The organism is Arthrobacter sp. ISL-5, from assembly GCF_018613835.1.
In the GTDB taxonomy this organism is placed as follows: domain Bacteria; phylum Actinomycetota; class Actinomycetes; order Actinomycetales; family Micrococcaceae; genus Arthrobacter.
The window spans coordinates 99,447-120,789 of the sequence record NZ_JAGGPM010000029.1; the positions used below are offsets into that span (position 1 = coordinate 99,447).

The following is a 21,343-nucleotide window of genomic DNA, read 5'->3' on the forward strand; positions in this document are numbered from 1 at the left end:
GATCCACTTCGGGTAATCGCGGTCGAGCATGGAGCCAACGTGGAAACCATTTGCTCGCGCCTAACTAGTGAACTTAATAGCGACGATGATGAACTGGCCAGGCTGCGCAGTATCCGCGCGAGGACCTCAGCTGCAAAGACAGATCTTGAGGAACAGGGACATCTTGTCTGGCGATTGGCTAGGTCCGGGTTCGTCGTGACGGACATTCCAAAGGTTCTCTCTGCCCTGAGGGCCGGTGCTGGAATCGATTTGGACATCATGGCCGAGTTGCTCCAAAATCCCGGCCCTCATGATCCAGACATTTGCGCGGACATGCTGGCACCGGAGGGACCATCCTTGAGTGACCATCTGAGCCTGCTGTATGTCACCGGAAAACACCACGGTATCGAACCGGACTATCAGCTCGCGCTGGGTCAGATGCCCGCCGAGGAAGTCGTTGAACTGCGAAAGCTGTGTAAGGCCAACTTTCCCCCACGACGGTTCGCTAAGATCCTGGCAGTCGCTGAGACCACCAAGCTGGCTATCCGGGCGAAGGCTGCTACCTCCTTGTCCGTTGGGGAATACGCGGCAACGGCGGAACCTCTAGCAAGACGATTCAGAGGTCATATTTTCGATGACACCGCAGCCTGGCCTGCCCCGGTTTCGGCTCTGACATGGCGCCTCGGTGGTGGGAGCTGGGATCAGGCACTCAGAGTGGTCGGACTGCAGCTGCGCAAAGCGGCCGACCGTTTTGGCGAAGACGATTTCACCCGGGCCATCCACGATTACGCGGAAGAGTGCGCCGATCGTGACTTTCCGCTGAGTCTCGAGACTTACGACCGATGGGTTACGGCAGAAGTATCGCGGGGAGGCGACCGCCCTTCAGCCATCGAGATGACGGGCCACTATGGCGGCTGGCAGGAGGCACTCAGCACCCTTCCAGGGCACGAGGCCAAACGAGGCCTCCCCGGTTCAGACTCTGGCTGGTACGACCCCGCATTAATTGACCGGACCGATCCAGCTCTTGAGGCGGCCTGGTTGCGCGCTGGAGAGTACATCTGCGAGCTCTTAGCCAATATGCCTCGAAACCGCTCGCTCCGGATTCATTACGGCGACTCCGTGGGCGGTTCCGTCCCGCCCTACGCGGAGGGTACCCGTGGTGTTGACGGCGTATGGTGCGAAGTGGTCTCCACGCACTTGCTGCCAAGCGAGCAGTGGCCGATCGACGCAGGGTATTTTAAGGCCCGAGACTGGCTAGTGCCTGACGACGAGATTCCGCACTGGTGCAAGGAAAACGTTGCCTTCCAGGATGCTGGACACCAGCTTCTCAAAGGACTGAGATTCGGTCGGCTGTGCCCAGATCCTTGGCAGTTGCGCTGGAGTACAAAAGAGTTAACAAGCGGCCCGATTCGGGACCACGGCGTGACGATGGAGCAAGCTCTGGCCGGTGATATCCAAACTTTGCGAAATGCCGGGTGACGGTGCTTGGAGAAGGTCCACAAACACTTCACTCGAAATACACCACACTCAATGGGGACAACAACATGACAACATCAATCGACTATTCGCCACGCGAGGCTGACCCGCGGGACGCGATTGGGCCTGCACTGTCATCGTTTCTTGCAGGGGATCCCCTGAGTTCGATCGCTGCTGCCGCCAACATGGACAGTCACGGGATGTTGCTTCTTCTCAGTTCCCGCGTAGCCGATCGGGCGGAGGAACAGCGGGCCAGGGCTATCCGGGACCGCTGCTTTGCAACGGGGGCCGCCCTGTATCAAGAGTGCGAGCGCTTCGAGCAACTTATGGGAGCCGGCATTGCGCTCCCGGACATACCAAAGGTTTTGGCGGCGCTCGGCGCTCCAATCGACGTCGATATAGCCGTGTCGATGCTCCGGAGCACGCTCATGTTTAAGGAGATTCTTCATCGCGTTCTGCAACAAAACGGGGCCATCGAAGTGTCGTGGAGGGCGCAAAGCATTGACGTGCTCAGTCTGCTGTACGTCACCGGTCTTCACCGCGGCGTGAAACCGAATTATGAACTGGCGTTAGGGATGATGCCGGTCTCCTCCTTCGCTGAGCTAAGGGAGCTTCTCGGACCTCGCCGTCCCTACCAGCGGACAGCCGAGATCCTAGCGGTAATTGAAGCAACATCACAGGCCATTCGCGCCGGAGACGTCGCGGGAATTTCGATTTCCGACTACGACGAGATAGCCGAGGAAATCTCGCGTGAACTTAGCATCGCCGAAATCCATCCCGGCGTTTGCTGGCCGGCTCCGGGAGATGAGCTCAGGCGGCACATGGGCCAAGGATCCTGGGATGCTGCGCTGGACGCCGCAGGACTGAAGCCCCATATTGGCAGAGGTCGTTTTGGCCATGCTGATTTCGTTGAGGCGGCCGAAGGATTCAGGAACACTCACGGCCATTTCGGCTCCCCAAAGGAAGTATCGAGCTACGACAGCTGGGTGATTGCGGAGGCTGCTGCCGGGCGGGAGCGTCCCTCTGTTATCGCTTTTCGCCGACACTTCGGCACCTGGGAGTCGGTGATAGGCGCCGTAGTGCCCCCGGAAATTGAGGATGAGTACGACGGCATCGTGAACCAAATCAGAGCCGGGAACGACATACAGGAAGCGTGGGCTAGAGCGGGCGAACTGATCAGCGAGGTTCTGGCCCACATGCCGTGGAACTCATTCCTCAGCATTCAATATTCTGACGACACCGAAGGGCTGACGCCGTACGCCCAGGCGGTTCCCGACGCCGATGGGGTCTGGTTCGAAGTTGTGTCCGAGAAATACTTACCCGCGGGCCAATGGTCCATAGATCCTCGCTACTTATCCACTAATCGCTGGTCTGCTCCCGATAGCGATTGTCCCAACTGGTATAAAGACGGCATTCCGCATATTGAAGCAGGGCATCAACTACTCGAAGGCCTGAGATTCGGCCGGGGTTGCCACGACGCAAGCAAGCTTCAATGGCACACCGGCGAGTTTCCGTCCGGGCCCGGTCCGGACGGTGGCGTCACACTTGATGACGCGTTGAACGGTATTGTGCAGACACTTGGTAACGCTGCCTAGCCAAAGTCCTATTTGATGGAGCACCGATGAAATGCATCCCGGAAGAACCCGTATTCGGCGATGGCCAAGTGGCTGAGAAGGCGGTCTGGGACGCGCTGAAAAACAGCCTTCCGGACGACGTCGTCCTGGCCCACTCCGTCCAGGTTCGGGATGGACGCGCAGAGCACGAGATCGACATTTTGGTGCTCTGGCCCGGTGTCGGGATGGCTGCCATTGAGGTCAAGGGAGGCCGCATCTCCGTCGAAAACGGTCAGTGGCTGCAATCCGACCGGACAGGGGCGCATAAGATTCAGAGTCCCGTCGCGCAGTCACAGGGCTCGCTCCACGCTTTCAAGCACTGGATTGGCCGCCAGCTGGGGACGCCGCTGACCAGCCGCTTCGCGTACATGGTGAGCTTCCCCTACACCGATGTGCCCCGCGACTGGGAGATGGCGGGCTGCCCACGATCGCTGGTCCTCGACAAGGAAGACACGGCTTCGGCGGCCGAGCTGGTCCGGACGGCCATCGAACGGGAAGGCGGCGGCGCTTCGTCGCTGGCGCCGGCATTCATGGAACGCATCGTGCGCGTGCTCAACGGAACGCTGGGACACGATGGCACCAAACTGCTGAACCCAAAAGAGCTGGAAGATGTCCAAGATCATCTCACCGAGCGGCAGTCGGTGCTGCTGAAGGCCACGCGATCGCTACCAAGGATCCGATTCACCGGCGGCGCGGGAAGCGGGAAGACGTGGCTGGCCGTGGAGAAAGCCCGGCTGCTGTGCAAGCAGGGCAAGAAGGTCGGCCTATTCAGCTACAACAAGGGTCTCAGCCAGTACCTGCAGGACCGGGTTTCGAACTGGCGTCACGCCCAGCCGGCATTCACCGGTGAGTTCCATGAATACGCCCGGCGTCTCGGGGTGCCGGACGGCACGGGACCCGATTATTTCGAAACAGAATTGCCGCAGCTGCTCAAGGATCTCGCGGTCGGACTGCCGGCCCAGCAACGGCTGGATGCCGTCATCGTTGATGAGGCTCAAGACTTCGCACCGCTGTGGTGGGACGCGCTGCTTGCCACCACCACAGACGAGGCCGAGATCTATGCCTTCCTGGACGACCATCAGGACGTCTACCGGCGTTGGAGCAATCCCTCCCCGGATGGCGCAAGCCCGCTGGAGGACCTGGTGACGATCCACATCGACGAGAACCTGCGAAACACGAGGAAGATCGCCGAAACATTCAGATCCTTTGCGGGAGATCATTTCACTCCCCGGGGCAGCACAGGGCTTCCCGTCCGGCGGGTTCAGTGCGCCACCGAGGATGCCCTCGACGTCGCTGGGGACTGCATCGATGCGCTGATCGAGGAGGGGTGGGCGAACAATCAGATCGCCATGCTAACGACGAAGGACCGCCACCCAATCCATAAGGAATTTTTTGAGAACGGCACTACTGCTGACTACTGGCGCGAGTTCCATGCAAACGAAAGTGAGTTTTACGGCCATGTTCTGGGCTTTAAGGGCCTGGAACGGTCGGTGATCGTGCTCTGTGTCAACGGCTTCAAGGATCTAAGCCGAGCAGCCGAGCAGCTCTATGTTGGCCTGTCCCGGGCCAGGAGCCTCCTCGTGGTTGTCGGCGACTCCGATTTGCTGGAGGAGGCAGGCGGACGGGATCTCAAGGTAGCCCTGTCTCGGGCCGCGACCTGGGCGCCGGCTACGCCCGTCGATCGCTGAGGGCAAGTGTTCTTCTTGACTTTGCCACCCCTCCACCCAGCATGATCGCCCAGGCATCTCGTTGTCGGTAGTGCCAGTCATGCTTCAGGACCTTCGGAGAGTTCCCGCCGCGTCGGACCAACTGGCAGCCTTTGTCCTACTGACGCATGGGCTACTCCGCTACACTCATCGGCCAGTTAAGGGTGGTTCGGCCTGCTCCCAGACCCGGGCGAATTCGTCGGCAACCTCGGGCCAGACCAGCTGAAGGCCGTCTGCCACCGAGTGGAGCCTGTTGGCCAAAGGCTCGAAAACGACGAAATCGTGCGGTATGACTCTGCCGGCCCTGTCTTGCCGCCGTTCAGGGTCCGGGAATCGAAGCGCCACCGTCCTGCCGACGCGGCGACAGACTTCCCGCTCATCCTCAACATCCGAGAAGACCTCGTCGTAGACCAGAAGTGAATCCTCCAATCCCCCGTCACGTAGAAATCGAAAACCCCACGTCCGCCCGCGAGTGGCCCAGATGAGCATCACCTTCGACTCCTCAGGAGAGTTTGCTCCTTTTCGCCCTTGTCCAAATCCATCCGGAAGCCGGACAGCGTGGCTTTCAGATTGTCCTGCTTGGCGCGGGCCTCGGAATTGATATCTCTGAGTTTGTCTCCAGCCAGCTTTGCCGCATCGCTGGCAAGCTTGGCCGCATCTTTCACTTGGTTGCGATCGAAACGGTTCAGCAAAAAGCCCAGTGGGCCAGGCAGATCGCCCTCGCTCTCGATCAGCACGGCCGCCAAAGCTTCGGTGCCGTTAAGCAGATTCTGTACCACTTTTCCCCGGATTTGCCTCGCTTGAGCCCACCGGGCGTATCTTTCGAACGGAAGCATGACTGACAGCGGCAGGATCAGCTCCAAGCCAACGCGTTTGGTCACCTCGATTTTGTCTCCGTCGAACTTTGCCGACGAAAACAGCACGAAGTCCTCACCCACTGACAGCGCTTCGTCATCTTCCACTAGCCCAGCGAGGACTTTGCGAAGTTCATCGATGTCATCGCAGGCCTTCTCTATGAGGAGATCCCTGAACTTGAAAACGTCCAGGTTCGGCAGAAGATCAGACTTAGACAGCGCTATTATCCAGATGCGCGGAAAGACGGAAAGAGGCTCGCCCCCATCTAACAGGTCATCCTTTAGCGATAAAAGTCCGTTGCGGAAATTAGTCAACAAGGACTTTAGGTACTTCTCCTCCTCTCCGGAGTTGTCGAGCAGCCGCTGACCATCCACCAGCAAGAGAGCTACGTCAGAACCCAGCAAGGACCTGAACGTGTCAACCTTGCGTTGGGCCTCGGGCCCGTTCACGTTTTCCTCGAACCACTCCCCCGGGTAGTCGTGCCAGACGAGCCGGAGGGCCTCGACCGGGCTGGGCCTCCTCTGCCTGGCGGCAACCCCATCTTTTAGCTTGATTTTGAAAGAGTAGGACGTGGCAGCGAAACGGGTGATCCCGGGCGGCTGCGCAGAATTCTTCATGCCAAGGTAATTTTTATGTAGCCGATTGCCTTGGCCAATATCGTCCGGCACTACATGGAACAGACTCTTCTGCAGGTACTGAGACTCTTGCGTGGCTCCGTAGAACGAGGAGATCATGACGGTCTTGCCGCTTCCACTCTCTCCAAACACTGCAATGTGCTGTTCTCCTGCTCTCTTCACTGGCATACGAGGAGCTTACGCGAACCGGCAACCAGCAGCCTCCATCCCGCAATCACAGGGAACGCCGTGTCATTCGTGTTCATATTCCTCTCCCCGGGAACCGTAGCTGGCTCGGCTGCACGCCACGGTTGAAACGACCTTACTCGGCGTCGTCGCCACCCGGCTGCTTCACGCCACACTCGACGCCGATGACGACTCGCTTCCTCACCCAACGCGTCGCAACCTTCATTGTCCGACCCCGCCCATATGATCTAGGAACTGTCGCTCCAACACGTCCCGGGGGATGATGTGAACGTTTTGTTTGGCCTGTACCTGGACCGCGCTCCATGGACCTACCGCGATTCCGCACTCGGCACAGTCCGGCTCGGTCCACTGGGGTTGGCCCAGCTCCTGCAGACCCGGCTCGGACTCACCGGACCCGACGCGCGGCACTCCACTCGGATCAGGCAGTTCATGGGCCGGCTCGCGGAGCAGGACACCCCGGAAGCCTGGTTCCACGGTTCCTTCTCTGTCGATCCGTGGTCCACGGCCATCGACCTGTTGAACATGCGCGACGAACTTGTCGTCAACGGATGGACGGGCCTCGCCCCTGACGGTTCTACCGCCAAGCTAAAGGCCCTCTCTGCCCTGGAACAGAGTAGGCTCCCCCTCGACCGGGCGTTCGCCGACTACCCGCTTGAACTCGTCCATGAGCTCGAGAGCGAAGCCACAGCCCTCTGGCCGCTCGGAATTTCGCGGCTGGAACTGCAGCACCCCCGCGGCTCGTTCCCCGCCATCTGGAGCCGCCTCATCGGCGCTCTGGAGCGCCGCGGCGTGACGGTCCTCGAGCCGTCCGTCCCGACGGATCCCGTGGGCGAAGTGACCGTTCTCGTCGCCAGGACCGAATGGGAGGCAGCGGAGCACACGGCCCGTTGGCTCGCGTCCGCGGATACTACCGCACGGAACTCCGCCACGGATCGCTCCGCCGTCGTCGCCTCCACGAGCACGGCGCTGCTCGATCAGGAACTGCAGCTCCGAGGACTGCCGCGAATCGGTGTCAGCAGCCGTTCCCGGTGGCGGGCCATGGACCAGATCATTCCCCTCTTCTTCACCGTCATCTGGGGACCGGTGGACGTCCAACTGCTGGGCGAGTTCCTCAACCTCCCCGTCAGCCCCGTCCGGCGCGGAGCCGTCCGGCATCTACTCCGCGCCCTCGCCGCCCAGCCAGGCACCGGCGGCGATGAATGGCTCAGCGCCCTCCAAAAGATCAGCGACGACGAGACTCTCGGCCCCGCTGTAGCGGCAGAGCTGGACCAGCTTTTTGTCACCGGGCTGCTGGCCGACGACGGAACTGTCACCGGCAGCGCCGTCGTCGAACGCACGCAGTGGCTGCGCACCCAACTCAGCCGCCGCGTACAGGTCTACCCTCAACTTGAAGGCGTGCTTAGCCAACTCAAAGAGCTTATAGTCTTGATCGACGGGCCGGAACCGGTAAGCCGCAAGACCATTGCACGGATCCTGGAATCCGTCATACCCGCCAGCACCAGTCCTTTGGCCGGCGGCGAGGCGGCACCCTGGGTCACACTGCACAGCCTCGGGGAACTGTGCGACGACGTCGACGCGCTCGTCTGGTGGGGGTGCCAGGATGACGGCCAGGTCCGGTCCCGGCACTGGGACGACGCCGAATGCCAGGCCCTGCTCGGCGCCGGCGTTGCCCTGCCCGATCCTGCGGCCTTGGCGGAGCTGGAACTCTCCGTCGCAGTGGACGCTGCCCGGCGCTGTAAGCGGCTGCTGCTGGTGCGCGCCGCGGAGATCAGCGGGGAGCCAACGAAGGCCCACCCGGTGCTGTCTTCACTGGCCTTCAGCACCCTCCCGTCGCCGCTGCCGGGAACCCCCGAGGAGAGTAAGAAGGCGGTAGGACACGCCATCTCGGCCTTCAGCACCACCCCCACCGAGCTGGTGTGTGACGGTGTCTGGCGCCTCGCGGGCCGAACCGCCGCGTTGACACCAGTGCAGGCCGCCCCGACCAGGCGGGTGCCAGCATCCCACGATCTGGGTCCCCGTCCGGAGTTCATGCCGGACAAGCTCTCCTACTCGCAGCTCAGCACGTTGATTGGCTGCTCGATGAAGTGGGTCCTGGAGAAGAAGGGCCGGCTGAAGGTAGGCGACGCGCAGTCCGTGCCCACCGGGAACACCATGATCGGCACCTTGGTCCACAGGGTGGTGGAGGAACTCTTCGGAGAGCTTTACGCCGCGAACCGCGCCGTGCCCGAGCCGGCGGAAGTCCAGGCCAAACTGGACCGACTCGTGCCGCACTACGCCTCGGAGCTACTCCTGCCCGGCCGCGGCAGCATACTCGCTGGCCTCCGGCCCATCATCGAGAACTCGGTCATCAAGCTCTTCCAGACCCTGCAGACGCAGGGGGTCTACATCCGCGCCACCGAGCACGAGTTCAGCAAGCCGGCCCTGTTGAACGTCAACGGAACGCAGATCGAAGTCAAGGTCTCCGGCTACATCGATGTTCTGGCTGCAGACCAGCAAGCCGACCCCGTCGTGATCGATCTCAAGTGGACCAACCGCTCGAAGTACCGCCGCGAAGAAATCACCCAGGGCGACGCCATGCAGCTTGCCCTCTACCACTGGGCCCTGGACAACGGGCCGGACCCCATGTCCACCGTCGCCGAAGACGCAGCGATGTCCTACTACATGCTCAAGCAGGGCGAGTTCGCTTCGACCAGCACACTTTTCGGCCCGGCCTTGGCCAGCCCCGCGTCCAGCCGGAGCACTTGGCGACGCTCGGTCCGCGCCGCCGAATTCTCCATCTCGGAAGTTGTTGGCGGGCGCGTCCTCGCGGCCGGACGTCAGGAACTGGGCTCGTCCGCCGACCAGCGGGACATGGCAACGGCAGACGGCCGGCTCTACCAGAAGCCGCCCTGCAATTTCTGCGACTTCTCCGCACTCTGCGGCCTCAAGGGGGACCTGTCATGAACCACGCACTGAACAACGTCAGCATGATCACGGCCAGCGCCGGCACTGGCAAGACCTACAGCCTGATGGGCGAAATTTCCCGGGCAATCAACAGCGGTACGAAGCCGAGCCAGATCCTGGCCACCACCTTCACCAAGAAAGCCGCCGCCGAACTGATCGACCGAGTCCAAGCCGAACTCTTCGGCCAGGAACGCCCCGACGCGGCCCGGCAGATGTCTGTCAGCATGGTGGGTACGGTCAACAGCGTCTGCAGCCGGCTGCTCCAGGAATACGCGGTCGATGCCGGGCTGTCGCCTGCCCTTCAGGTTATCGCCGAAGACGAACAGCTCCGGATCTTCCAGCTCGCCACGGACTCCGTGTTCGCAGAGTTCACTCCGCGGATCCAGCCGCTCGCCCGCCGGCTGGGACACGACGGCGAAGCCGACATCCGGGGCACCGACACCGACTGGCGCAAAGTCGTCCGGGATATCACGGATGCCGCCCGCAGCAACAGGATCTCCCCCGCGGCGCTGACGCATTCCGCTGTGGCGTCCTGGCAGGGACTACAGCGGGTTTTGGGTCCGGCCCGCCTCGACGACCGCGCAACCTGGTCCAACCAGCTCCTCCAAGGGCTCATGAGCCTTCGCGGGCTAGCCACTGAGATCGCCGAATCCGGAAAAACTCCACCTAAGAATCTCTTGGCCTCGATCGCCCTGCTGGAGCCGGTCCTGACCCATGCGTCGCCGGAAGATGCTCCTTGGCGTTTCTGGATCGAGGCAGCCGGCGTCTCCAACGCAAACGCAAAACGGCTGCTGGAGGGTTACATTTCAGCGGTCGAAATCGATCTAACCTCCAACCCGGCATTCCAGACCGAGCTGCGGGAATTCACCCAATTGGTGTTTGCCTGCGCCGCTGCCTGTTTGGACCGATTCGCGGACTTCAAGCGGCAGTACGGACTGATTGACTTCGCGGATCAGGAAACGCTGGTTCTGGATCTGCTGGAGAACACCCCGGAATTCCGCGCCTCCATCACCGGACGCATCAAGTTCATGGTGGTGGATGAGTTCCAGGACACGAGCCCCCTGCAGCTCCAGCTGTTCACCAAGTTCGCCGAGCTGGTGGACAAGGTGGTCTGGGTGGGCGATTCAAAGCAGGCCATCTACGAATTCCGGGGCACCGACCCGGAACTCATGAAAGCCATGGCCGCCCGCGTTGAGAGCAAAACCCAGCTTCATGATTCCTGGCGATCCAAGGAAGCCGTCATTGACCTCTCCAACGCGATCAGCTTCGCCATTTTCCCGGAGCTCGGCGAGGACGAAGTCCGTCTGACGGTGCCCGAGGCCCGCCGTGATGAGACTCATCCCAAGAACGCCTTGGGCGGCGCCCGGGAGGCATGGACACTGGCCGCGAAGACCGTGCCGGAGCAGCGGCGGGCGGTCGCCGCCGGCGTCGTGGATCTTATCCAGCGACGAGGCTTCAGGGGGTCCGACGTCGCAGTCCTCGCCAGATCAAACGACGCTGGGGCGGCCATTGCCGCGGAACTGGCCGCGTTCGGAGTCAAGGCAACCACCAACACCTCCTCATTGTTTGCCGCACGGGAAATCCAACTGGTCCGCGCCGGGATGGCCTTCGTCGCGTCCGACGACGACACCGTCGCCCTGGCCGAGCTGGCGCACCTGCATCCTGACCATCCCCAGTTCGACCGTTGGGTGCCCGCCCTTTTCGACGCCGAGGAGCCAACAGCAGAGCTCCGGCGCTGGGCCGACGACCCGCTGGTGTCCGGCCTAGTGGAGCTCCGCGGTCTGGCGTCGGTGTGCACGCCCACCGAGATCATGGAAGAGGTCACATCGCGCCTCGGGGTTGCCCGGCTCATCAAAAAGTGGAGCAACCCTGGAACCCGGCTCAAGAATCTGGACGCGCTGCGCTCCCTGCTGGAGCAGTACTACGAATCGTGTGCCGCGCTGAGCAAGCCCGTGACGCTGAGCGGATCGCTCCGGTTTCTGGCCGACGCCGACAGCACCGGCAGCGAGAACTTCGGCGACGACGTCGTGAACGTGCTGACCTACCACAAGGCCAAGGGGCTGGAATGGCCGGCCGTTGTGCTGGCGAGCCTCGACACCGAGGTAGTGGCGAAGCCGTGGGGCGTGGCGGTCGAAGGCGTCGACGAGATCGACGTCAGCGATCCTCTCGTCGGACGCTGGATCCGCTTCTGGGCTTGGCCGTTCGGCACCAAGGGGTTCAAGCCTCTCTCCGGAGTGGCCGACTCCTCGGCCGTCGCGCAGCGGGCCTTGGCACGGCGCCAGGCCGACTCTGCGCGGGTGCTCTACGTGGGCCTCACGCGCTCTGTCAGCGTGACCTGCCTGGCGGCCGCCAAGCCCGCGCCGGCTTCGTTGAACTCGCTGGGGACTGGCCCGATTGTGGAGTGGGCTGAGGGAGCCCGTAACGAAGGAACCTTGACTGTCCAAGGGCGCAACGGCGAACACACTCTCTCCATGGATGCGTTCAGCTACGAGCCAGCGGATGGACCCGCCGACACAGACGGCGGCTCCAATGTCGAGTACGAGGACTGCCTGACCGCCAACGCGCCGGTTTCGCACAAACCTGCCCGGGTAACCGCCAGCTCTTTGGAGAGCTTCGGGTTCGCAGCCGACGTCACCGAGGCGGCAGCCCTCGGCCCGCAACTGATTCCGCACGGGGCGGCCAATTGGGACCAGGTGGGTTCCGCCATCCATGGTTACTTCGCCCTGCCTCTCGGCGAGATGGGTGACTCCGCCCGGCTCTCGGCGGCACAGCGGCTTCTGGACCGCTGGGGTGCGGCCTCCGCCGTCGGACCGGGTGTCTTGGTGGACGCCGGTGAGCGGATGCTCGCCTTCTTCGCCCGGCACTACCCCGGCGCGACGGTCACCACGGAGCAGTCGGTTGCTTGGCGGAATGCTGACAACCAGCTCATGGAAGGGTGGATCGACCTCCTGCTGGAGACGCCTGCAGGTTATGTGCTGGTGGACCACAAGTCCTATCCGGGCAATGATCCGGTCGGTCACATCAAGGACAAGTACATCGGCCAGATGAGGGGGTATGCCGAAGCGATTGAGTCCATCACCGGGCGGCCCGTGGTCGAAACGCTGATCCACATGCCGGCGCTGGGGAAGGTGTACCGGATTAGCTAATCCTCACCACCAGCGGCGACGGCAATCCGGGTTCTGGCAGGCCCATTTGGGCGTACCCCATTCGACTTTGCCCGTGGCGGCGTAGATGCGCTCTTCTAGCACGATCATGCAACCGGCGAACTCCGACTTCGGCATCTCTTGTCGGGCACGGCATGATCATCCCGTACGCGATTCGCCAGGCCTCGCTGCCGCAAATCGGGCACCTGCGCGTGGCAGTGCGTTTCGTCGTCTGCTCGGGGATTGTTCCATCGGAAATCATGGAAGCACTGTAAGCGGACGCTCTGACAGGAAGAGGCATCTTACGCGGTGGCGAGGGCGGTGGGTTCCCCATCCAGCCGGCTTACCGGCATACTCCGGCGTGATAGTCACCGCTCCGGACATAGCAGCCATCCCCACCGCGGGTTCATACGCGAGGACTGGGCGTTGCAGGTACTTACTCTGCGAACTCAAAGTCGACGGTGATTTCGGGATCCACGCTTGCAATGATTTCAGAGTAAAACACCTTGGCCTGTTCTTTCAGCGCCGCTGCGTTTTGGGTGATGTACTTCTGCTTGTTCTCGTCGCTGAGAATGTTGTTGATCATGCGAGTTTGAACGGCTGGCGGTGTCAGCCAGCTAAGCGGGTTGCTGCTCTCGAGAGGGTCCTCGAACACGGGATCGTCAAAGCCGATGCCAATAAATTGAGGGATGGCCACCCGAAACGACTTTGGGCCGGTGGGTTCGATCTTCACCTGTGACCCGTCGACGCCTAATTTTGCATCGAACTTGTACTGGATCAGCGTCGTTTTCTCGCTCGCGGGTATAGCCACGCCGAGAATCTCTCCATTACTTTCGTGCCTCGTGACACCCTCGATGTGAAGGCTAAGCAAGGCGACCTCTTGCACGCGGGTGACGGCCTGAACCACCTGGGAATCACGTTCGAGGGAGCTGCTGCTGAACAGGGCCTTGAGGGCGAGGGCGTTGAGTCCACCGGATGCGAATGCGGCGGCCGCTCCCCCAACCAGCAGCACGATGAGCAGCAAGACCGGCCAAAGCAGAACCCGCGCTTTGAAAAAGTTCATGAATGTTTTGAAGAAGTTCACGGTGATTCGATCTCCAGCTTAAGTTCGACGTCAAAATTGCCTCGGAACTCAGCGCTGTTTACCGGCTACAACACATCGAATCGTCGAGTACCCTCGAACGATATACGAAAGCAGGGAGCGGCAGATTATGGCGCGCCCCGCCCGTCCTGGAAATCGCGTCGGTGGGCTGATACTCGACGGATGGCGCCGACAGCCGTGAAGGAACTGCTCCGCTCCTTGGCACGGGCCTGTGGCCCCAACGTGCCCATCATCTCTCTCGCCATTAGCAAAAAGTCCGGCTCCCCAGCGCGCCCATCGTCGACCAGCAGGCAGCCTTCGACGCAACCCGTCAGCCGGCCGATTTCATGCTCAGCATGGCCAGCTCGGCAAAACAGGACGGAAGGGCGCGCCCGGTCAGGCCGGACGCGCCCTCCGCGTGCGCCGAACCCGCGAGGTGGGTCGGCATCCCCTGATTCAGTCGATCAGCTCCGGCTCCTTGGCACGCTCCGAGGGTTCCCCAACCGGCGCAGCCTTCCGGTTCCGGTGATTCATCCAGTTCGCCACCGCCAGAAGCGCCACGAGTGCGAACGTGCTCAGGAGCTGGGGACGGGAATCCTCGCCGATGAAGCCCACCGTGAAGATCGCCGCGAGGATGACCAAGCCAAAGCCCGTGAGCCACGGGAACCCGGGCATCCGCAGGGGAAGCTCGGTTCCCTCGCGGTCGGCGCGGAGGCGCAGCGCCAGCTGCGCGAGGAGCGCGGACGTCCACACCAGCAGGCAGGTGGAGCCCACGATATTGAGCAGGACGGGAAGGACCTTCTCGGGGAAAGCCAGCTCCAGCACAACTGTGACAACACCGAAGGCGACGCTGGCCAGGACCGCGACAACCGGAACCCGGGCCTTGGACACGGAGGCAAGCAGACGCGGCGCTTCACCGCGCTCAGCCAGGGAGAACGCCATCCGTGAGGCACCGTAGAGGTTGGCGTTGAGGGCGGAGAGCAGTGCGGCGACGGCCACCAGGGTGATGGCGGTGGCTGCCCCAGGCATCCCGGCAGCCTCCAACACGGCGGCGAACGGGCTCTTCAGCCCCGCCGAACCCACGGGAACCACAGCCGCGATAACGAAGATTGCACCGATGTAGAAGACCAGGATGCGCCCCAGCACCGTCCGGACTGCTTTCTTCACGCTGCGGGCAGGCTCGGCGGTCTCGGCTGCCGCCACGGACACGATCTCGGTGCCGCCGAACGCGAACGCCACCACGAACAGTGCCGTGGCAATGCCGGCGAAACCGCTGGGTGCGAATCCGTCTCCGGTGAAGTTGGCCAGGCCCGGCGACTGAACGCCCGGCAGCCAGCCGAAGAGCAGGGCAGCGCCCACCAGGAGGAATCCGACGATTGCTGCCACCTTGAGCAGGGCGAACCAGAACTCGAACTCTCCGAAGTTCTTCACGCTGGTGAGGTTCACGGCGGTGAGCACGACGATGAACACGAAGGCCATCAGCCACACCGGGAGCGCGGGGAAAATGGTGGCCAGCAGGCCTGCCGCGCCGAGGGCTTCCGCGGCGATGACCACCACGAGCTGCAGCCACCAGAGCCAGCCCACCGTGGCACCGGCCACCGGGCCGTAGGCCTTGGCGGTGTAGACGGAGAAGGCACCACTGTCAGGGTTGGCAGCGGCCATCTCGCCGAGGGCCCACATCACCAGGATGATGAGGGTGCCGGCCACAAGGTAGGAGATCAGCACGGCCGGGCCGGCGGCCTGGATGCCGGCGCCGGAGCCGATGAAGAGGCCCGCACCGATGGCGCTTCCGAGCCCCATCATGGTGAGCTGGCGGGGTTTGAGTGCCGCGCCCAGTGCGCGGCCAGACGTCATTGTCTGTTGTTCCATGGGTAGTCCTCTGGTTGTAGGTGGAACGGTTGGGGTTTCAGGTCAGTCGGTTGTTCAGGCTCCGTGGGCTTCGAGGAGCCGGAGCACGCGGTCGTTGGAGGCGGGGCCGGCAACGGTGATCCGCACGCCGTCCCCCTGGTACGCCCGGACCAGGATGCCCGCACGGTCGAACGCGTCCACCAGCCTCGCCAGGAGGTGGTCATCCGCACGGATCCACAGGAAGTTGCCCTCGCTCGGCTGCAGCTTCCAGCCCTGGGCCTCCAGCTGCGCGGCCATCCGTGCGCGCTCCTGCCTGACGGCGGCCACTCGCACTTCCATCTCCTCCCCCGCGTCCAGCGACGCGATGGCCGCGCTCTGCGCCAACGCGCTCACCGAAAAGGGAAGGGCGGTGCGGCGCAGTCCCTCGGCGATGGCCGGCGCCGCCACGGCGTACCCCACGCGCAGGCCGGCGAGGCCGTACGCCTTCGAGAAGGTCCGCAGGATGCAGACGTTCGGGTACCGGCGGTAGAGCGCCAGGGAATCGGGGCCGCTGCCCGCTTCGGCGTATTCCACGTAGGCCTCATCGATCACCACCAGGATGTCGGAGCGGACGGTCTGCAGGAAGGCCTCGATGCGTTCGTGGCTGATCGGCACGCCGGTGGGGTTGTTGGGGGTGCAGAGCAGGATCACTTTGGTGCGATCGGTGACGGCCGCGGTCATGGCATCGAGGTCGTGCCCCTCAGCGGCGTCCAGCGGGATGCGCACCGGCCGGGCGCCTGCCAGCTCAACCAGGATGGGGTAGGCCTCGAAGGAGCGCCAGGCGAAGATCACTTCATCGCCGGCGTCGCAAAGTCCGGTGATGATCTGCTGGAGGACGCCGACGCTGCCGGGTCCCACCGCGACCTCTCCGGCCGTGACGCCGAGGTGGCGGGCAAGCCGTTCGCGGAGTTCGACGGCGGCACTGTCCGGGTAGCGGTTCATGGTACCGGCCGCTGCGGCCACCGCAGCGGCGGCAGCGGGCAGTGGCTCGTAGTGGCTTTCGTTGCTGGCGAGGGCTGCAATGTCCATGCCGGCGCTGCGCCGGCCCGGGACGTAGGGCGGCAGTCCGGCCACCGCGCCACGAAGGGTGGGGAGCGCGGTGTCCGGTGCGGTTAGGAGCTGATCACGGGTCATGAGGAACGATCATGTTGTGACCCGGCCCACAATGCAAGATACGCTCAACTCATTGGGACTTCTGCTCAACTTCTACTGTCTGTGGTGAAAATATGACCATCCCCAACCCTCGCACCGTGGATTCCCTCGACGGCAGGATCATCCTGGCCCTCGATAAGGATCCCGAAGCCAGCGCCCTGGCACTCTCGCGGACACTCGGCGTCGCACGGAACACGGTCCACGCCCGGCTGGCACGGCTGGAGCGCAGCGGCGCTCTCCGCTCCTTCAGCCGCAGGCTGGATCCCGCCGCGCTTGGCTATGACCTGATGGCCTTCCTCTCACTGTCCATCAGCCAGACGCGGACAGGTGCGGTGGAAGACGGGCTCGCGGCGATTCCGGAGGTCATCGAGGTGCACGCCACCACCGGGGACGCGGACCTCATGGCCAAGGTGGTGGCACGCAGTACGGCCGATCTCTACCGCATCACCAACCAGATCCTGGAAATCGAGGGGATCCAGCGGACCAGCACGGCCATTTCCGTTCTGGAACTCATGCCGCCCCGCTACGACGGCCTCCTCAGCCGGCTCTCCGAGCAGGAATCCCGCCCTTCGCACTAAGCGCGGGTGATGCGCATTACAAGTGGGCAGATATTCAGTTGCTTCTGCAGTTTACTGCCAAAAATCCCAATCAACTTCGACGCTCTTGCCTATCTGTGAACCAGCCCACAAGATTCCTGCATGACTTCACTTACCGTCTCCGGCCGCGTGGCGCAGGTTCTCAGCAGCTATCTCAGCGATGTCTTCGGCGTGATGGGCAACGGCAACGTCTACTTCCTGGACGCCGCGGAAAAGCTGGGCCTCCGCTTCTCCCCCGTCCGCCATGAAGGCGCCGCCATCGCCGCGGCCGACGCCTACTACCGGACATCAGGACGTCTCGCCGCGGGCACCACCACCTACGGCCCCGGCTACACCAATGCACTCACCGCCCTCGCGGAGGCGGTCCAGGCCCAGATCCCCGTGGTGCTGGTCACCGGGGACGCGCCGAGCAGCGGCGCCCGACCCCAGGACGTGGACCAGGCGGCAATCGCAGCGGGCCTCGGCGCGGCGACCTTCACCGTCACCCGCGACGCCGCGGGCTCCATCACCCGGCAGGCGGTGGAGTATGCACTCACCAAGCGCACCGCCGTCGTGATTGCCATTCCCTACGACCTCGCGGCGCTCGAGGCGGCAGATGAAGAGCTTCCGGCGCCGTTGGCACCAACGGTGACGGACGACGGCGGCGGCGGCCTTGGGCAGGTAGCCCGCCTGCTCGCCGGGGCCAAGCGGCCGCTGATCCTGGCTGGTCGGGGTGCGCATCTCGCCGGAGCCGGTCCGGAGCTCCGCGAGCTCGCCGACCGCCTGGGCGCGCTGACCGCCGGAACCGCCCTGGCGCTCAACCTCCTCCAGGGCGAGGGGTACCTGGGCGTGGCCGGTGGCTTCGGCACGGACACCGCGGCCGGGCTCATGGGCGAGGCCGATGTGGTCCTGGTGGCCGGGGCCAGCCTGAGCCCCTTCACCATGCGGTTCGGGCACCTGCTCGGCCCGGACAGCACCGTCATCCAGATCGACACCGCCCTGCAGCCCACGCACCCCCGGGTGGACCTGTTCGTCGGCGCGGACGCGAAGTCCGCTGCCGGACGTCTCCTGGGAATGCTGGATGACTCAGCTTCGGCGGCCGCCTGGCGTGCGGAGGCCCGCAAGCGCCTGGCCGACGGACCTGGCCACCATGCAGGCACCACTGAAACCCCGGACGGGCGGCTGGACCCGCGCGCTCTGGCCACGGCACTGGATGCCGTGCTGCCGGAGCGCCGCACGGTGGTCCAGGACGGCGGGCACTTCATCGGGTGGGCACCCATGTACTGGCACATCCCCCGGCCGCACGACCTGGTGATGGTGGGCACCGCCTACCAGGCCATCGGGCTGGGCCTGGCCAGCGCCGTCGGGGCAGCCCGTGCGGTGGAGGACGGCCGCACCCTGGTGCTGGCCTCCGGGGACGGCGGCTTCCTGATGGGCCTGTCCGACCTCGAATCGCTCATTGGTGCGGCACGCAGCGCCATCGTGGTGATCTACAACGATGCCGCCTACGGAGCGGAAATCCACCAGTACGGCTCCCAGGGCCTGACCGAAAAGCCCATGCTGATCCCCGAGGTGGACTTCAGCGGCGTCGCCCATGCACTCGGTGCCGAGTCGGCGATCATCCGCTCGCTGGCGGATCTTTCCGCGCTTCAGGACTGGATCGACGCCGGCGCCAAGGGAACGTTCGTGGCCGACTGCCGGATCACGTCCACGGTCCGGGCCCCGTGGCTGAGCGAGTGGATGCAGGCCTCGCAGGCTGAGAAGGCGGCGGTGGCCGGTTAAGTGGAATCGGCTACAGGGCGCTTCAGGCGAAGCCCCGAATCATTGCCAAAGCGAGAAACGGGGCTACGAGTACCTCTCGTCACGGTGTGCGGAGGTTCACCGTCCCATTTGTGCCATCGACCATGACGATGGCTCCATCGCGGATGACTTTCGTGGCATTGCCTGTTGCGACAACAGCAGGGATCCGATGTTCGCGGGCGATGATGGCCGGGTGGCACAGTGCCCCGCCCGCATCAGTGACAACGGCGCCTATTGAAGCAAAGACGGTGGACCAGGAGGATCGCGTAGTGGGGCAGACGAGTACGTCGCCGGGCCGGATACGGGAGAACTCCCTCTCATTGGCGACGATACGTGCCGCTCCTATGTAAGTCCCCGGTGAGGCTGGTGTCCCTCGCAGGATCCCCTCGTCCGCCGTCTGCTCCTGCGAGCTTCCTTCCGGTGCAACCAGCCGTTGGCCAATCCGCATCATCAGCTTCATCATTTCCTGCACATCCGCGGGCAGCCACCTCGTGTTGGGAGGGGGCGGCGGAGGCGTCCCGTAGCTGGCTGGCCCTGGATGCGCGAGTATCCAAGCCCGTTCCCCGCGTCGGCGCCGCACATGGACGTGAAGGTCTCCGCGCTGCCCTTCCAGCCACTTCTGCACCTCATCGGCCGTGCAGTAGAAGACGTCGTCGACGGACGTGATGGACTCGGCGCGCTGCATCCTGCGGCCGGCCTCAAGGACCGCATAACGAACAAGCGCAAGCGGGGAGTCAAAAGCGTAGAACACATTGTGCTCCCTCAGGGGGTAGGCGCGAAGGGCCCTGTCAAGCAGGGCGTTGAAAGTGTCGAGCGCCTCACCTTGAAGTTGTTTCCGCGCCTGGGCTGCAGCTTCCTCCCGTAACCGTTGCTGCTCCTGGGCCGGGTCTTGCCTGCGCCCGATAGCCAAAGCTTCGAGTTGGGCGGCGATGAGGCCAGGGCATTCGCCGAACGTCGGTTCGGCAATCTCGGTGGAGAGGGCACGCGCTCCGTAAATGCGGCGGTACTCCTCCAGCGCCTGTTCTTTCTCGGCCGGCTCGAGCCCTCGATCTGCGAGGCGGCGGAGCTCCCTGGCTGGTTCGGAGGACATGTCGGAAGTACCGGCCACAAGGTTCAGGACTTGCGGGTAGTCCCAGCCGAGATGCTCTTCACAGAAGAGCTCCAAGCGGGTGGTCTCAAGGAAGTGAGGCATGGATGTGAGGAAGTGCAGCGGTACCGATTCGGAGAGGAATTCACGGGTCGAAGCCAGATGGGCGGCCAGTTGTCCGTCGGTCAAGGCGCCAAGATCGACGTCCCTGAGAGCCTGGATCCGCACGCGAAGCCGGTGAACATGGTGGTTGTTCCACTCGTTGACAATCTGCATGCTCAGGTCTTCTTCGCGCTGCTGGCGTGCAGCGCGGATACGTCGCCTGCCCTCAGGTATGAGGCGCAGGAGCAGGGCCAGCGCCCATCCCGGCAGGGGCGGGGCCTTATCGCTCCGGGGCTCCATCCCGAGCGGAAGCATTGACATGTATATCCAGCCTCCGATCTCGCGGAAGTCGAACTGGGCGATCAGTCCGAAACGCTCGGCCATGTGCCGTGCGCCGGAACTGACGTCCAGAACGGAAGCAGTCATTGGCGTTACCGGCTCGGGAGCGTGAGTCGATTCACGTTCCCAGTACCCGTGCGGCACGATCACCGGCACCGGCACCGGTTCGACAAGCGTGGTGATGGGCCGAGCCTGCAGCAGGTACAGCTGTCCACCCGCGAGGGCCCACTCAATGTCCTGGGGAACGCCCTCTACACGTTCCACGTCTCTGGCGAGGTCGGCGATACGTTTGGCAACTTCCGCGGTGATCACTTCGCCGTCATCCTTCGTATAAGCAACTCCGTCTGATTTCACCGTCCATGACTCGGGAGTGAGCTCGCCGGAAACGAGCCGGTCCCCTAGCCCCGGCAGGGCGTCAACAATAACTTGATCCCGGTCCCCGCTGACGGGGTTGACACTGAACGCCACACCGGCAGCATCCGGATGGACCAACTCTTGGATGAGGACGCCCATGGGCGCCTCCCCTGCTGAGGCCAGGACATCCCGGACGGCAGCAGCTAATGCATCCTTCCCCCGAACGCCGAGAACTGTGGCGTATTTCCCCGCAAACGACGCTTCGATTCGGTCTTCGTCGCTGGAGGAGGAACGGACAGCAAGATCCACGTCTCCGAGAACGTCCTGGATTGAGCGCTCCGCCACATCGAGCTCCTCACCAGTGAATTGCGCGCCGTCAGCGGACAGGACAATCCCGGCAGGAATCACGAATTCCCCGGTCCTTGCCAAT

13 protein-coding genes are annotated in these 21,343 nt (G+C 63.5%); 7 read left to right on the top strand and 6 right to left on the bottom strand.

What is annotated here, in order from left to right; all coding sequences use genetic code 11:
* Window positions 1-39: 39 nt before the first annotated feature.
* The 3 genes from J7I89_RS16005 to J7I89_RS16015 are packed head-to-tail and all read left to right on the top strand — an operon-like array spanning window position 40 to window position 4,756.
* Window positions 40-1,458, top strand: a complete 1,419-nt coding sequence (locus tag J7I89_RS16005; protein WP_214972319.1) for a hypothetical protein — start codon at window positions 40-42, stop codon at window positions 1,456-1,458.
* Window positions 1,455-3,050 carry a hypothetical protein gene (locus tag J7I89_RS16010; RefSeq protein ID WP_214972321.1) on the top strand — a complete coding sequence of 532 codons (1,596 nt, stop codon included), beginning with the start codon at window positions 1,455-1,457 and terminating at the stop codon, window positions 3,048-3,050. Before J7I89_RS16005 ends, J7I89_RS16010 begins: the two co-directional genes overlap by 4 nt.
* A gap of 26 nt (window positions 3,051-3,076) precedes the next feature.
* Window positions 3,077-4,756, top strand: a complete 1,680-nt coding sequence (locus tag J7I89_RS16015) for a nuclease-related domain-containing DEAD/DEAH box helicase (protein ID WP_214972324.1) — start codon at window positions 3,077-3,079, stop codon at window positions 4,754-4,756.
* A gap of 165 nt (window positions 4,757-4,921) precedes the next feature.
* On the opposite strand, the gene J7I89_RS16020 is transcribed toward J7I89_RS16015, so the two are convergent.
* Window positions 4,922-5,203, bottom strand: a complete 282-nt coding sequence (locus tag J7I89_RS16020; protein WP_251045413.1) for a hypothetical protein — start codon at window positions 5,201-5,203, stop codon at window positions 4,922-4,924.
* Window positions 5,204-5,262: 59 nt separating this feature from the next.
* Window positions 5,263-6,432, bottom strand: coding sequence for an ATP/GTP-binding protein (locus tag J7I89_RS16025; protein ID WP_214972330.1), 1,170 nt, complete (start codon window positions 6,430-6,432; stop codon window positions 5,263-5,265).
* A 282-nt stretch (window positions 6,433-6,714) separates the two neighbouring features.
* Here J7I89_RS16025 and J7I89_RS16030 point away from each other — a divergent pair, with 282 nt between their 5' ends.
* On the top strand, window positions 6,715-9,393 hold the full coding sequence (locus J7I89_RS16030) for a PD-(D/E)XK nuclease family protein (protein ID WP_214972333.1): 2,679 nt from the start codon (window positions 6,715-6,717) through the stop codon (window positions 9,391-9,393).
* Window positions 9,390-12,539, top strand: a complete 3,150-nt coding sequence (locus J7I89_RS16035; RefSeq protein WP_214972341.1) for an exodeoxyribonuclease V subunit beta — start codon at window positions 9,390-9,392, stop codon at window positions 12,537-12,539. The genes J7I89_RS16030 and J7I89_RS16035 overlap by 4 nt, the downstream gene beginning before the upstream one ends.
* A gap of 433 nt (window positions 12,540-12,972) precedes the next feature.
* Here J7I89_RS16035 and J7I89_RS16040 read toward each other — a convergent pair whose 3' ends face one another.
* The 3 genes from J7I89_RS16040 to hisC all read right to left on the bottom strand — a co-directional run bounded on the left by J7I89_RS16040 (window position 12,973) and on the right by hisC (window position 16,638).
* Complete coding sequence (locus J7I89_RS16040) at window positions 12,973-13,620, bottom strand: hypothetical protein (RefSeq protein WP_214972344.1); 648 nt, start codon at window positions 13,618-13,620, stop codon at window positions 12,973-12,975.
* 453 nt (window positions 13,621-14,073) lie between these two features.
* Window positions 14,074-15,486, bottom strand: a complete 1,413-nt coding sequence (locus J7I89_RS16045) for an amino acid permease (protein WP_214972346.1) — start codon at window positions 15,484-15,486, stop codon at window positions 14,074-14,076.
* Window positions 15,487-15,540: 54 nt separating this feature from the next.
* Window positions 15,541-16,638: a histidinol-phosphate transaminase gene (gene hisC, locus J7I89_RS16050; RefSeq protein ID WP_214972349.1), complete on the bottom strand. Its 1,098-nt coding sequence runs from the start codon at window positions 16,636-16,638 to the stop codon at window positions 15,541-15,543.
* Window positions 16,639-16,730: 92 nt separating this feature from the next.
* Here hisC and J7I89_RS16055 point away from each other — a divergent pair, with 92 nt between their 5' ends.
* A complete protein-coding gene (locus J7I89_RS16055) occupies window positions 16,731-17,234 on the top strand; it encodes an Lrp/AsnC family transcriptional regulator (protein ID WP_214972352.1) in 504 nt (167 codons plus the stop codon).
* A 120-nt stretch (window positions 17,235-17,354) separates the two neighbouring features.
* Window positions 17,355-19,013, top strand: coding sequence for a thiamine pyrophosphate-binding protein (locus J7I89_RS16060; RefSeq protein ID WP_214972355.1), 1,659 nt, complete (start codon window positions 17,355-17,357; stop codon window positions 19,011-19,013).
* 79 nt (window positions 19,014-19,092) lie between these two features.
* Here the strand turns inward: J7I89_RS16060 and J7I89_RS16065 are convergent, their stop codons facing one another.
* Window positions 19,093-21,342 (bottom strand): PEP/pyruvate-binding domain-containing protein, encoded by a 2,250-nt coding sequence (locus tag J7I89_RS16065; RefSeq protein ID WP_214972357.1) that lies wholly within the window; start codon window positions 21,340-21,342, stop codon window positions 19,093-19,095.
* Between the last annotated feature and the right edge of the window lies 1 nt (window position 21,343).

Excerpts from the sequence above, each read along its gene's own strand:
- J7I89_RS16025 (WP_214972330.1), bottom strand. The coding sequence starts at position 6,432 with ATGCCAGTGAAGAGAGCAGGAGAACAGCACATTGCAGTGTTTGGAGAG.
- J7I89_RS16015 (WP_214972324.1), top strand. The coding sequence starts at position 3,077 with ATGAAATGCATCCCGGAAGAACCCGTATTCGGCGATGGCCAAGTGGCT.
- hisC (WP_214972349.1), bottom strand. The coding sequence starts at position 16,638 with ATGACCCGTGATCAGCTCCTAACCGCACCGGACACCGCGCTCCCCACC.
- J7I89_RS16055 (WP_214972352.1), top strand. The coding sequence starts at position 16,731 with ATGACCATCCCCAACCCTCGCACCGTGGATTCCCTCGACGGCAGGATC.
- J7I89_RS16045 (WP_214972346.1), bottom strand. The coding sequence starts at position 15,486 with ATGGAACAACAGACAATGACGTCTGGCCGCGCACTGGGCGCGGCACTC.
- J7I89_RS16060 (WP_214972355.1), top strand. The coding sequence starts at position 17,355 with ATGACTTCACTTACCGTCTCCGGCCGCGTGGCGCAGGTTCTCAGCAGC.
- J7I89_RS16035 (WP_214972341.1), top strand. The coding sequence starts at position 9,390 with ATGAACCACGCACTGAACAACGTCAGCATGATCACGGCCAGCGCCGGC.